This is a genomic window from Anaerotignum propionicum (genome assembly GCF_024461735.1).
GTDB lineage: Bacteria > Bacillota > Clostridia > Lachnospirales > Anaerotignaceae > Chakrabartyella.
The window spans coordinates 210,614-224,300 of sequence record NZ_JANGAD010000005.1 but is presented as its reverse complement, the minus strand read 5'-3'; the positions used below and the strand labels follow the sequence as shown (position 1 = coordinate 224,300).

Annotated in this window: 15 protein-coding genes; 9 read left to right on the top strand and 6 right to left on the bottom strand. The window is 37.1% G+C overall.

Features of this window, described 5'->3' with window-relative positions:
* Positions 1-47: 47 nt before the first annotated feature.
* The 5 genes from panF to NE558_RS08800 form a co-directional block, all read right to left on the bottom strand.
* Positions 48-1,553 (bottom strand): sodium/pantothenate symporter, encoded by a 1,506-nt coding sequence (panF, locus tag NE558_RS08820; RefSeq protein ID WP_256149654.1) that lies wholly within the window; start codon positions 1,551-1,553, stop codon positions 48-50.
* Positions 1,550-1,846, bottom strand: a complete 297-nt coding sequence (locus NE558_RS08815) for a YhdT family protein (protein ID WP_256149653.1) — start codon at positions 1,844-1,846, stop codon at positions 1,550-1,552. Before NE558_RS08815 ends, panF begins: the two co-directional genes overlap by 4 nt.
* Positions 1,847-1,924: 78 nt before the next feature.
* Positions 1,925-2,845 (bottom strand): ketopantoate reductase family protein, encoded by a 921-nt coding sequence (locus NE558_RS08810; protein ID WP_256149652.1) that lies wholly within the window; start codon positions 2,843-2,845, stop codon positions 1,925-1,927.
* A 55-nt stretch (positions 2,846-2,900) separates the two neighbouring features.
* A complete protein-coding gene (panB, locus tag NE558_RS08805) occupies positions 2,901-3,731 on the bottom strand; it encodes a 3-methyl-2-oxobutanoate hydroxymethyltransferase (protein ID WP_256149651.1) in 831 nt (276 codons plus the stop codon).
* Between the two features lie 168 nt (positions 3,732-3,899).
* A complete protein-coding gene (locus NE558_RS08800; protein WP_256149650.1) occupies positions 3,900-4,700 on the bottom strand; it encodes an IclR family transcriptional regulator in 801 nt (266 codons plus the stop codon).
* A 434-nt stretch (positions 4,701-5,134) separates the two neighbouring features.
* On the opposite strand from NE558_RS08800, the gene NE558_RS08795 reads away from it, so the two are divergent.
* From NE558_RS08795 to NE558_RS08755, 9 genes are all read left to right on the top strand, one after another.
* The gene (locus NE558_RS08795; RefSeq protein WP_330643426.1) at positions 5,135-5,584 is read left to right on the top strand and encodes a GNAT family N-acetyltransferase; all 450 of its coding nucleotides are present in this window, start codon (positions 5,135-5,137) and stop codon (positions 5,582-5,584) included.
* Between the two features lie 154 nt (positions 5,585-5,738).
* On the top strand, positions 5,739-6,212 hold the full coding sequence (locus NE558_RS08790) for a YggL family protein (protein ID WP_256149649.1): 474 nt from the start codon (positions 5,739-5,741) through the stop codon (positions 6,210-6,212).
* Between the two features lie 360 nt (positions 6,213-6,572).
* Positions 6,573-7,004 carry a hypothetical protein gene (locus NE558_RS08785; protein ID WP_256149648.1) on the top strand — a complete coding sequence of 144 codons (432 nt, stop codon included), beginning with the start codon at positions 6,573-6,575 and terminating at the stop codon, positions 7,002-7,004.
* 192 nt (positions 7,005-7,196) lie between these two features.
* Positions 7,197-8,102: a helix-turn-helix transcriptional regulator gene (locus NE558_RS08780; RefSeq protein ID WP_256149647.1), complete on the top strand. Its 906-nt coding sequence runs from the start codon at positions 7,197-7,199 to the stop codon at positions 8,100-8,102.
* 62 nt (positions 8,103-8,164) lie between these two features.
* Complete coding sequence (locus NE558_RS08775) at positions 8,165-8,425, top strand: zinc ribbon domain-containing protein (protein ID WP_305145031.1); 261 nt, start codon at positions 8,165-8,167, stop codon at positions 8,423-8,425.
* 53 nt (positions 8,426-8,478) lie between these two features.
* Positions 8,479-8,892, top strand: coding sequence for a DUF3788 domain-containing protein (locus NE558_RS08770; RefSeq protein ID WP_256149646.1), 414 nt, complete (start codon positions 8,479-8,481; stop codon positions 8,890-8,892).
* 301 nt (positions 8,893-9,193) lie between these two features.
* The gene (locus tag NE558_RS08765; protein WP_256149645.1) at positions 9,194-9,940 is read left to right on the top strand and encodes a GNAT family N-acetyltransferase; all 747 of its coding nucleotides are present in this window, start codon (positions 9,194-9,196) and stop codon (positions 9,938-9,940) included.
* Positions 9,941-10,328: 388 nt separating this feature from the next.
* Positions 10,329-10,811 (top strand): RNA polymerase sigma factor, encoded by a 483-nt coding sequence (locus tag NE558_RS08760; RefSeq protein WP_256149644.1) that lies wholly within the window; start codon positions 10,329-10,331, stop codon positions 10,809-10,811.
* On the top strand, positions 10,801-11,394 hold the full coding sequence (locus NE558_RS08755; protein ID WP_256149643.1) for a hypothetical protein: 594 nt from the start codon (positions 10,801-10,803) through the stop codon (positions 11,392-11,394). Before NE558_RS08760 ends, NE558_RS08755 begins: the two co-directional genes overlap by 11 nt.
* Positions 11,395-11,741: 347 nt before the next feature.
* On the opposite strand, the gene NE558_RS08750 is transcribed toward NE558_RS08755, so the two are convergent.
* Positions 11,742-13,685: an NAD(P)/FAD-dependent oxidoreductase gene (locus NE558_RS08750; RefSeq protein ID WP_256149642.1), complete on the bottom strand. Its 1,944-nt coding sequence runs from the start codon at positions 13,683-13,685 to the stop codon at positions 11,742-11,744.
* Positions 13,686-13,687 lie beyond the last annotated feature (2 nt).

The following is a 13,687-nucleotide window of genomic DNA, read 5'->3' as shown; positions in this document are numbered from 1 at the left end:
TTAAATAGCATAATCCCATTGGCACGTAAGAATAATTTCATTTTCCCTTATGAAAAAAATAATTTCATTACATCTTCATCTGGTTTCTTACCAAAGCAACTACCAACAATAAATACTACAATTGAAATCACAATGGATGGTACAATTGGAGTGGTACCCAAAATACTCACTTTAAAATTTGACATAAGCAAGAAACAAACAACACCAATCACACTGGATAAAATTGCGCCTGTAGCGTTGGCTTTCTTCCAATATAATCCCAATAAAATTGGACATAAGAATGCACACTCAAGGCCACCCATAGCAAAAAGATTAATCCAGACAATTAAATCCGGTGGATAAATTGTAAATATAAATACAATAACACCTACCACCAATGTGGTAATCATACTCATCCTTCCAATTTTCTTTTCAAATTTTGTTTCTTCCTTATCCATATTACCTTTTTCCGGCGCAATGTAGTTTAGATAAATATCCTTTACAATTGCCGCAGAAGCCAAAATTAATAGGGAAGATACGGTAGACATAACTGCAGATAGAGGTGCCGCAATAAACAACCCTGCCACTACAGGATTCATATATTTTAATACTAACGTAGGCACAACATAGTCAGAAGATTGTATCTCTGATGGATCTAAAATCGCAGGTGCAAATGCCCCTGAGATATGCATAACCAGCATCAAAAATCCTACTACGATGGTGCCGTAAATCATAGCACTGTGGAGGGATTTTGTATCCTTGAAACCCATACCTCTTACGGCAGTTTGAGGTAGCCCCAATACGCCAACACCAACAAGTACCCAGAAAGACATTACATATGCCTTTGGTGTTGTACCACCTACGGTAGGGTCATTCCATGTGGGATTCACAACATTAAGTTTCTCAACAATCGCTTCAAATCCTCCGCCTACCTTTATAATGGTAAACAAAATAATGAAACCACCCATTACCATAACCAAGCCCTGTATAGTATCCGTAGTTACCACCGCTTTAAATCCACCAATGGTAGTATAAAGGATAACAATAGCTCCAAAAAGAAGCAAACCATATACATAAGGAAGCCCTGTAATTGTTTGGAATAAAACAGCCCCACCAATAAACTGAGACATCATTTGTGCAATAAAGAATAAAACTAGAGCTACAGAAGAAATGATAACCACTGCAGGTGATTTATATCTTGCTTTTAAGTAGTCAGTTACCGTTACAGCATTGGTTTTTCTTGAAATAATGGCAAACTTCTTACCTAAAATGCCTAAAATAATGAAAGCTGTAGGAACCTGAATGATTGATAAGTATACCCAAACAAGCCCTTTGGAATATGCAACACCGGGTCCACCGATAAAACTGCTGGCACTTGTGAAAGTAGCAATCAACGTCATCGCTAGAACAAGACCACCCATAGACCTTCCACCAATAAAGTAATTATTAATAAACCCGTTACCAGCTTCAGCATCAATTTTAGCTTGTTTTTTACTAATATAAAGACCAATGCCCAAGTTTGCAAGGAGATAGATCACTAAAACAGTCATCAAAATTATTGTATATGAACTCATCCTTGATCCTCCTCTTCACTGTCCTCATCCGCTATTTCATCAAGACTAAAATCTTTGAAAAACAGCTTTACAACAACAATTACAGCAATACAGAATAATACATAGCCGACAACGCAGCTTAGGAAGAACCAAAGGGGTAACCCCATTATATAAATATACTCTTTGGAAGCTTCAGCCAAACCATAGCCAGTAAAATACCACCATAAAAAGAAACCAAAATAAAGACCAATGGAAATAAGAGCTTCCTTTTTAATCTGAAGATTTCTCTCCTTTTCCGTCAGTTTCGGCACCATATCTTTCCCTCCTTTAATCTAATCAAGTTATAAACATCCCTACATTCTTCCTTGCAGCGAGTTGCAAAGTCGGTATACCTATTTCACCTTCTCAAAATAATGAATTAGAGCACAAAGCACTTGGTTTACCGGAGTAGCAAGGCCTGCCCTTTTGCCTTCTCTCACAACTGCACCATTAATCATTTCAATTTCTGTGGGCTTATGCTTCAGCACATCCTGAAGCATCGATGATTTATTGGCTGCCGTCGCTTTGCAAACCTCCTTGGTGTGTTCCACAGGATCTGTAAAGCCTAACACAATTCCCTTAGCTTTTGCAACTGCAATCCCTTCCTTCACAGCCTCTTCCAATATTTCTTCGATTTCAGGGTATTGAAGAAGCTCACCATTTGTCAGTTTTGTAATTCCCGTTAATGCATTAATACCCACATTGACGAGAAGTTTATCCCACACAAGGCCCAATACGTTTTCCGAAACTTCAACCTCCAATCCTGCTGTAGAAAAAAGTTCTGCAATTTTATTTATTCTTTTGGTCCTTACTCCGGAGAGCTCGCCTATTATTGTTTTTCCCACACCCGCATGACGCATTTTTCCAGGTCCCAACATGGTAGCACCGTGAGCGGTGGTTCCTGCCATCACATTGTCTGTTCCAATCAAAGAACCTATACTTTCAATGTTACCTATCCCATTTTGCAAGGTAATTGCGATTGTATCATTACCAAACACAGCTTTATTAGCTTCTACGGCCTGCTCCGTCAATGTGGATTTTACGAATATAATTGCCAAGTCAACAACGCCAACCCCAGTTGCATCTGTGGCAGCTGTCAAATGATTATAACGCAGCAATTCACCATTCTCTTCCATATAGATACCGCCATTGTTAATGGCGTCTACATGCTCTTTCCAAATGTCAAGGAGAAAAACTTGGTTGTCAGGCACTGTAGATAATTTAGCCCCATAAAGGCACCCCATTGCTCCTGCCCCAATAATCGCAATTTTCATTTAACCGCTTTCCTTTCTACTTAATTATGATAAGTTCTAATGCACCTTGTTTCCATTAATACAATTTTGGTATATCTACTTGTTTATTAAAAGAAAACTCAGGAGACGGGAAAGTTCCATCCAATGTCTCCCTATGGAATTCGTTGAGTCCTTCAATCATAACCTGCCTAACCTGGGCAAATTGCTTCACAAATTTTGGTTTAAAATCGCCGTACATTCCAAGAAGGTCTTGGGTTACAAGAACTTGGCAATCAACATGGGGCCCTGCTCCAATTCCCAGAATTGGGATTTCCACAGCTTCCGCTACTGCTTTGCCAACCCCAGAAGGAACACATTCCAATACTATAGAAAAGCATCCAGCTTTTTCTAATTCTATTGCATCCTTGATCAGCTTTGCAGCACTATCAGGAGTGCCGCCTTGCACCTTAAATCCCCCTAGGGAAGAGGCTGTTTGTGGTGTTAGCCCGATGTGTCCCATAACATTGATGCCAACTCCTACAATTGCCTTAATCTGGGGAAGCATTTCTACGCCACCCTCTAGTTTCACGCAATCACAATTTGTCTCCTTGATGAGGCGAACAGCGTTGGCAACTGCAATTTCCGGGGTAATGTATGACCCAAAGGGCATATCTCCAATAATCCATGTATTCGGAGCACCCTTTACCACTGGGCGAATGTGATGAACCATATCATCCATCGTTACAGATTCTGTCCCTTTGTAACCCAACATAATCATCCCTAAAGAATCTCCCACTAGGATAATGTTGCAATCGCTTTCATCAACAATAGTAGCTGTTGTATAGTCATAAGCGGTTACAAAGCTAAATTTCTTCCCCTCCTTTTTAAATTTTTTGAAATCCCCTACCGTCATTTTAACTTTTGCCATCTTTTTACCCCTCCTTTGATTGTTTAGTAGCTAATATATTGTGTCCTTTATTTTCTATGGAACGCTAATGTGAAGAGTGTGGGCGGATAGTTAAGGAAGCTATTGGCTAGGAAAAGACCCAACAATAACAGCTATATAATTTCCTTCATACATCCAAGAAAAAATGCATCAGAGGATGTGTTCATGTAATGGATTAGCATTCCCTAGCTCTTTTGAAAGTACCGTTGCCGTATTCTTTACAAGATTTACGTAATACTCCCTGTTTTCCGCTTCGTTGTATCGAAGCTTGGGCATGGAAATGCTGAGGGCGGCAACCGGGTTATTCCTGTAATCGAAAATCGGTGCAGCAAAAGATATGAGTCCATCAACATATTCTTCTCCATCTTTGGCATACCCATTTTTCCTAACAACATTCAGCTGATCAATGAGGGCTTCCCTGCTAGCGATCGTCTTTTCTGTACGCTTTTGAAAACCTGTGTTATCCAAAATTTCATTTTGAATATCTTCGGGAAGAAACGCAAGAATTGCCTTCCCCATTCCAGTACAATACATAGGAAGGGCTGTTCCTGTTTTAATGCCCACCTTTATGGCAGAATTGCTCTCAATCTTGTCAACATAAACGATGGTATTGCCGCTATGCATACTTAAATTAATTGTCTCCTTTGTTTCACTTGCAAGGGTTTCTAAGTATGGTCTAGCAATTTCTTTCAAGCCAGTTCTTTCGATAATGCTACTGCCAATGGTGAAAAGCTTAATACTGTTTGAATATTTTCTGGTATATGGATTCTGTACAATATATCCGGCCTCTTTTATGGTACGAATCAAACGATGTACAGTGGTTTTATCCATAGATAGCGCCTGGCTTAACTGGGCAATGGAAAGCTCTCCAAATCGATCTAGTGCCTCAATAATCTGAAATGCCTTTAATATGGACTTAACACTATTCTCCCGTTTTACATCTGCATTCAATTTATTCTAACCTCCCTTAGTGCATAACCCCATACAAGATGATATTATTTTCCCAAGTAACAATCAATAAAATGTTTGATGAAGTCATTATCTTTTCAATGAAAAGGGCAAGACATTTCCTTCGTTTTTTCCATAGTCATTTTAGCATAAAAACTAATCTCGTTGTGTTTTCATTACCTAGTTATATTTTCGCCCTCATATCATAATACGAAATGTTATTTCGTATTATGATATGAAAAAAGTACAAAAATAGATTGGTTGTTCTTGTGTAGCGTCACATGTTTTATTTTAATCCGAGTATAGATTAACGTATCTTTAAGGAGGGTAAAATGTTTCCTTGTAACCAATAGGTAAATTAAGGTATAATTTAGTTATTTAAAATTACTTAGTAAGATCAAGATGAACGTAAGACTAATTATATAGGAAGAAAGAGAATGAAAATGAGAATTATTAATAGTAAAGACCGAAATTCCATCCTAATAGAACCCCTTGTAAAGCTGTGGAAAGCATCAGTAAAAGAAACTCATTTATTTTTGTCGGATTTGGAAATTGACAATATCGAAAAATATATTCCACAAGCTTTAGTAGGGATTCCTCATTTGATTATTGCAGAAAATCACAGTGGTGTTCCAATTGCATTTATGGGAATAGATGATCAAAAACTCGAAATGTTGTTTATTGATCCCAAAGAACGTGGACATGGTTTGGGCAGAAAATTAGTTGAGTTTGGCATTAAAGAGTATTCTATTAATGAACTGGGAGTTAATGAACAAAACCCACAAGCAAAAGGGTTTTACGAACATATGGGATTTGAAGTTTATAAAAGAACTGAAATAGATGAGCAAGGAATGCCATATCCTATTTTGTACATGAAATTATCCTAATCTATATGGAAAAAGGATCCCTTGAAGTCTGGTAGCTATATCAATATATTGAATATTAATGCTTATGACATATAAAAAAATGGTACAAATTACTGGCACGGTTTTTTAGGAAGACTATTTTATAATAAAAAACACGTAAATGGTGGTGATTATTTTGGGTAAAGAGTTTGAAATACAAGGCTGCATAGAGGTACCCATGAGTCTATCTGAAGATGAATTTTTCAATGAATTTATTGGTTTTATTGAGTTGAATAACTGGGCATTTGGTGGAGGAATCCATGAAATAATTGATGGATTTTATATTAACGCTGATGGTAGCAAGGGAAAATTTGTTCTTGAGGACATGTCCCCTAATAGCCTGCATGATAAACTAACAATTGAGTTGTTTCAGTATCATTCCTTTGGCGCATTAGTATATTTGATAAATGCAGGACGGGAACTTGAATTTTCCTTTCGGGATGAAAAATGCTTTATCTCAAAAAGCGGCTCTACCAAGACGGTTTCCCTATGGATATCAAAAAATGAGCAGGCTTTTGATAACATAGAAGATCTAATTACGAATGCTATGGTCTGCAATCAGCCACTTGTTCATATATTCAATGACACTACATTAGATACTCTTTATTGAAAATAAAAGAAATACCATTCGTAATTTCTCTGTGCGTTTGCAAATATGCCCAATATAACCAGTTCATATAGATACAAGGGATGTGGGATATTTCTGTCACATAATACATCCCCCTTCCATTGGCTTTGCAGTGGCAAACCTCTACATTTGGAAAGGGAATCGATAGTAAGCGGTTACCCAATCATTTCTTTTCCCTTATACAAACTTTGCTGATAAAAAATAAAAACGGATTCTTTATTATATATAATCAATGAATTTTAATAGGGTTTTTAAGGGTATCTTTGAAAAGAAACACGCATTTTCTTTAGCATTAAATAATTTGATTAAACTTGGATACTCTATGCTTGAGGTGATTGTTTTATGGATGGAAATACCGAACTTCTTAACTATATTTATCAAAATTCTCAAATGGGAATAAAAACGCTTAATCAATTAATAGAAATTGTTGAAGACAACGATTTTAAGAAACAGTTACAATCTCAGCTCAATGAGTACAAAAGCATAAATAGAACAGCTCTGCAAAAACTAAACGAATTAGGACATGAAGAAAAAGGTATTGGAAACATGGCAAAGATATCTGCCTATATGTCAATTAGCATTAAAACTTTGATGGATAAATCCCCTTGTCACATTTCTGAAATGTTGATTCAAGGCAGCACCATGGGCATTATTGATGCAACAAAAAATATACAAAAATATAATGATGCTGATAAGCAAATACTCCAATTGGCTGATAAATTGCTTAAAACGGAGCAAAATAATATTGAGCAATTGAAACCTTTCTTAGAATAAAATTTCAAACATTCTAGAGCCGCTAACTTTATTTGAGGGAAAGCGGCTTTTGTTCGTTTTATACCCAAATAGTCAAGGGTTTTCTGGCAAAAGGATATCTTGACTTCTGGGAGATATTTAACTAAAACCATGACATCATATTGTCATGGTTTTGTGGTATAATAATATTTATTCTAACTTGTGAGGTGTGCCATGAAGAACGACCGATTATTTCAGCTTGTATATTTACTGCTGGAAAAAGGCAGCATGAGTGCCCCCGCACTGGCAAAAGAGCTTGAAGTGTCGGTGCGAACGGTATATCGTGATGTGGATACCCTGTCTATGGCAGGTGTTCCCATTTACACCACCATCGGCAAAAACGGTGGTATTTCATTAATGGAAGGTTACCGCTTTGATAAAACCTTATTGAACGATTACGAGCAAAATCAACTGCTTTTTGCGGTACAAAGTTTGAAAGCTGCTGACCAACAGGTAGACAGTCTGCTATCTAAACTGGGCGGAGCCTTTCAAAAACCGTCACAGGATTGGATTACCGTAGATTTTTCCCGATGGGGTTTAAAAAAAGTAGATAGCATTCGCTTTGAGACTATAAAAAACGCAATTCTTGCAAAACAGGTTTTACAAATTGCCTATTGCGGTTCATCCGGAAAAATGACTAACCGCAACATTCACCCCCTACGTCTTATCTATAAAGATAAACACTGGTATTTGCAGAGTTATTGCCTAAAATCAGAGGATTTTCGCCTTTTTAAAGTGAGCAGAATTGTAGAAATTACACCAATCGACCAACATTTCACCCAAAATTATGAAGGGGAAATACCACCCATTGAAATGGCCAATATACCCTGCACTGAAACAAATATTAAGTTAAAAATCTCGGCACGGCTTGCCTTTCGAGTGTATGACGAGTTTGACCGTGAGAATATTACCGTATTGCCCGACGGTAGTATGCTGGTGGAGGCATGTTTCCCTATAGATTCATGGGTGATAGGCTATATTTTTTCTTTTGGCACAAATGTCGAGATACTTCATCCGCCAAATCTTCGGCATCAGCTTTGGGAGTATGCAGAAGAAATCGCAGCTCATTTTAAACCCTGACACACAGTTGTCAGCTTTTTATAGATATAATAGAGATATCAAAACAAAAGGAGGACGAGATTATGTCAATTGAAAATCAAAAATTTTGCCAAAGCTGTGCCATGCCAATGGAAGGTGCTACGTATGGAACAGAATCCGATGGCAGCAAAAGTGCAGACTATTGTAATTATTGTTATGATGGCGGAAAATTCTGTGCAGATATAACCATGGATCAGATGATAGATTTTTGTGCACAGCCTATGGCAGATGCAACTGGTATGACCCCAGATGATGCAAAGGCACAAATGGCTGCATTTTTTCCACAACTTAAGCGCTGGCAGTAAAAACAAGGAGTGTGTAAAGGATGAACTAGAACGAGCAATATCCCAAAAATGCCATGCCCCATTTACAAGAGGTATCAGGCTTTGTAGCAAACCCTTTATGGGATGAACTCTGTTCCCATTTAGAGTCATGCTATGGTGTTTTACCAAAAATAGAGCATAGCAGTTGTTCCGGTGCGCCTGGTTGGAATATAAAGTATAAAAAAAGCGGACAATCCCTTTGCACACTCTATCCTGCTAACGGTTTTTTTACCTGTCTTGTTTCGGTGAGAAGCCGTGAGGCTATGGAAGCGGAGCTTCTGTTATCCCCTTGCACCGAATATATCCGTAACCTTTATTGGAATACAAAACCCTTTAACGGTGGGCGTTGGCTGATGGTATCTGTTACTTCTGCTGAAATTCTGGAAGATGTGAAAAAACTCATTGACCTACGTGTAAAAAAGAAGAAGCGGCAACATGAGGACAGTTAACCACTGTCTGTATGGCTTTAAGTTGTTGAAAGGCACCACAACTATTCAGCCCCTTGAGAAACAGAGGGGCTTACCCATCGTGCATTATAAATCAATCGTCCAGAGCATCCTTGCGTTAAAACGATAATGAATCTTAATATCATCTTATCTGCCCTTTGTTTATATTTTTGATTTATGAGTTGAGGATTTTGCCATACTGGGATATACTTTTCTATATATAATACCCAGCGAAATATTTTTGAAATGGTAGTAGTCAAATGTAACGGCCGAAAAGGGAATGTATATAACAAGGAGTGAAAAAATGAGCAACCAATTCAAAAACCTAACAATTGAAAACATAGATAATGAACATCTTTGCTGTGCTATTTCGGACAAAAAGCACAAAAACGGCGTTGATGTAAAAAAGAAATGGTTAAAAAACCGCATGCCAGAAGGACATACATTTAGAAAACTTGATGAAAAAGGCAAGGTATTTATTGAATATGCTCCCCTAGAAAGTGCTTGGACACCGATAATTGGTGATAACTACATCTATATTTACTGTCTTTGGGTGGCGGGTTCATTTAAGGGCAAAGGCTATGCAAAAGCACTACTTGAATATTGCATTGATGATGCAAAAAAGCTAGGTAAATCAGGTGTATGCATCTTAACTTCTAAAAAGAAAAAACCTTATTTGTCCGATAAGAAATTTTTAATTAAATTCGGATTTGAAGTAGCCGATAGTATTGATGAGTATGAGATTCTTGCACTCTCCTTTGACGGTAGTAAGCCTACTTTTGCCGAAAGTGTTAAGTCACATTCTATCGATAGCAATGTCCTTACAATTTACTACGGCATGCAATGCCCTTATATTCCAAACTGTATTGAACAGATAGAAAACTACTGTAAAAATAATGATATAGAAGCAAACTTAATTGCAGTAGATAGCCTTGAAAAAGCAAAAAGTTTGCCTTGTATCTTTAATAATTGGGCAGTATTTTATAATGGCAAGTTTGAAACGATTCACTTGCTTAATGAGGGCTATCTAAAAAAGCTTTTAGAGCGTTAGTATATGACAGCACTCTCTCGTTGCATATTGATTTGTTCACATAATAATAAAATCAACGAATTATGGGATTTAGCCAATACACTTTCATCAGTGCATTGGCTTTTTGCTCTTAAAAATAATTCAGAATATTTTTAGAGCAGTACATAATCTTACATTTATTATACTTTTCCATTCAGTTTAATCTTTGTAAATTTTACCTACCCAGTAAAACCATCTAGAAATACTATTTATAAAATTTGACGTTTGGTGAGGGACTTTATATTCCCTTTTTTCAGCTGTTTGCATTTGCAAACAGCTAATTTCAAAATATTTTTATTTTGTGTGTAACCTTTTGCCACTCTCATTTGTACTATTAGTGAAAGGCTTTTCAAGCACAAAGGAGGAACTCATGAGGGAACCAATAGATGTGCTGATTGACAAGTACAAGAACAATCTTTTTGTTATTGCTTTTAATGTTTGCAAAAATATTCAAGATGCAGAAGATGTTGTTCAAGATACTTATATTCAGTACATATCGATAAAAAAAGATTTTGAATCGGAGCAACACATACGTGCATGGCTGATTCGAGTAGCGATTAATAAAGCTAAAAATAAGAATATGACTTTTTTCAGACGGAACACTCTGCCTTTGGAGGATTACATGGAAACATTAACTTTTGAATCTCCTGAATCCTCTGAATTGTTTGAAACCGTAATGAAACTACCCGAAAAATATCGTGTTATCATTCATTTGTTTTATTATGAAGACTATTCTATAAAAGAAATTTCAAATATTCTAAACATATCTGAAAGCAATGTAAAGGTCAAACTATCACGAGGAAGAATGTTGCTTAAAAACACACTAAAGGAGGTATGGGAAGATGACGAATAAGGAGAAGTACAAACAGGCATTTTCTACAATGCATATCTCTGATGAATTTTCTTTGGAGGTAAAAAAAATGACAACTACCAGTAATAATAAGCCAAAATTAAATCGCTTGGTTGCCAGTATCGCCGCCTGTGTACTGATTGTTGGCTGTGCTACGGTTGCATATGCCACTGATTTTTGTGGAATCCAGCGTACTTTACAGCTTTGGATAAATGGTGATCAAACTGATGTAACCATTCAATTTGACGGAAATGGCAACTACAACATGAACTATATTGATGCTGAGGGAGACAGTAAAAATAGAGGTGGTAGTGGAGTCTTCATAGAAGACGATGGTACAGAAAGACCATTAACAGACGATGAATTAATAGAAGAGATAACAGCCCCTGATGTTCAATATGAAGACAATGGCTCTGTATGGGTTTATTGGTTCGACCAAAAAATTGATATTACTGATAAATTCGAGAATAATGTATGCTATATTAAGCTGGTAAAGGGTGAAGAAACTTTGTATATGACTGTAAAGTATCAAAATGGTTACGCCACTGCTCCCGATAGATACCAATCGCCTTCTTCGTTTAACTAATACTAAGTTAAACATCATATTAGTGGCACAATTATGAGCAAAAGCGTAAGTTGGCCTAATTTGCTTTACCAAACATAACTGGTCTACTTCGAAAAATTGAGCAACCTCGCCCTTATCGGCTTGGTTGTTCTTTTTCTATTTACCATACATCCCTAGTTTGGAAAAATAAAGAGCCCCACTCAATATTATAAGATTAGTTTATAAAATATAAAAAGACTAAGTTGGGATATAACTCACCCGACTTAGCCTTTTTATATTCTAAATTCTATAAGCTGATAATTTATCCATCTGAATGGAAAACACTAGCAACTTAATACAGACCTTATACTGGTTTTATCCCATATAGTTTAAATATCTAAACCTGCGTGATAACCTTCATACATTGCATTTGTGATATTACTTGGTCTGATACAATCACCAATTTCCCGTACAATTGGCGCTACATCATATAATTCCTCAACAATATGTCTATTTGCTCTTTGTCCAACAGCACAGATTACAGTTGTACCAGGAATAAGGATATTCTTTCCATCTTTATCTTTACATAATAAACCTTCATCTGAAATAGAAAGGCCTTGCAATCCTGTGTGTACATTCACTAATTCATCAATCATTTTCATCAAAATAGGACGATGTCTAATATTTGCATCCACAGCCAATTCATCTCTCATTTCAACCAAATGTACAGTTTTCCCTTCTTGAGCTAAGTGAATTGCACATTCGCAGCCTGCTAAACCGCCACCTAAAACAATAACAGAATCTGTTACCTTTTCTTTATTTTTATAATAGTCATTAACAACAACTACATTATCACCATCAATTCCAGGTAATGGAGGAACAATAGGAGAAGATCCTACTGCCAGAATCACTGCATCCGGCTTAATATTTTCAATATATGCTTTATCAACTGTAGTGTTGCAACGAATTTCAACACCCTCTTCCCTTGCTTGTGCTTCCAACGCAAGGCCTAATTGATACATTTCCAGTTTAAAGTCAATGGCCTGTTCACATTTTAAGATGCCGCCAAGCTCACTATCTTTTTCACAAAGAATAACTTCGTGGCCTCTTTGTGCAGATGTTACAGCAGCTTTTAATCCTGCAACCCCACCACCAACAACAAGTATTTTTTTAGATTTTCTTGAAACAGGAACTTCTGTACCTTCTATTTCACGCCCAATCAAAGGATTTACTGCACAGCGACGTGTTTGAGATATAGGGCGTTCAGCCATACAAGCAAAGCAACGTAAACATTTTACAATTTTGTCGTCTTCGCCTGCAACAACTTTTTGTGGCAAGTATGGATCAGCCAATAATGCACGTCCCATATAAACAACATCAGCCTTACCAGAAGCAATAATTTCTTCCATCATTTCGGGATCATTTAACGCTCCAATGGTTGCTACAGGTTTTGAAACATGTTTTTTGATTTCCTCAGCAAGATATACATTCATACCATGTGCCCCAAACATTGAAGGGTGCGTTGTGAAAAATCCAAATTGATATGACCCTGCTGAAACATGAATTAAATCAACATATGGCTCAACAGCTTTGGCAATTTTGATACCCTCTTGTAAGTCATACCCACCCTCAAATAATTCAGAACCACTCATACGAATTTCAATGGGGAACATAGGCCCAACAGCTTCACGAACAGCCGCCAGAACTTCAAGCGTAAAACGAATTCTATTATCAAAGCTACCGCCATATTCATCTGTTCTTTTATTAAAGAAAGGTGAAATAAATTGATTCAACAACCAAGTATGACCAGCGTGAATCATCACCATTTGGAAGCCAACCCGCTTAGCCAAAGTAGCTGCTTCTGCATAACTTTTAACAATATCAGCAATTTGCTCTTTTGTAAGTGCACTAACCTTCATTCCATCAGGACGTACACCATCGCTTGGGCCAAACTGTGTTAAGCCCTGCTTCTTGTTTTTATCAGCCATATAGGTTCCTGCATATTGACCAGAGTGAGAAAGCTCAATACTAGCAACTGCACCATGTCTACGAATAGAGTCTGCACAAAATGTAAAGCTTGCAAGAGCACCGACTGTTTGTAGATCTAAATGTAACATATGAGAGCCATCTGTCTCAGGATGAACAACAAGCTCACTCATAGTGACAGCGGCAGCTCCACCTTTTCCACGTAATTCATAAAAAGCACGAGTTCTTTCACCGGGCACACAATCAGCATTGATATCTGTTGCTCCTATAGGTGAAGCAAACATACGATTGCGAAATGTAACATTTCCAAGTTTTATAGGTTTAGAGAGATTAGGATATTTTTTCATTT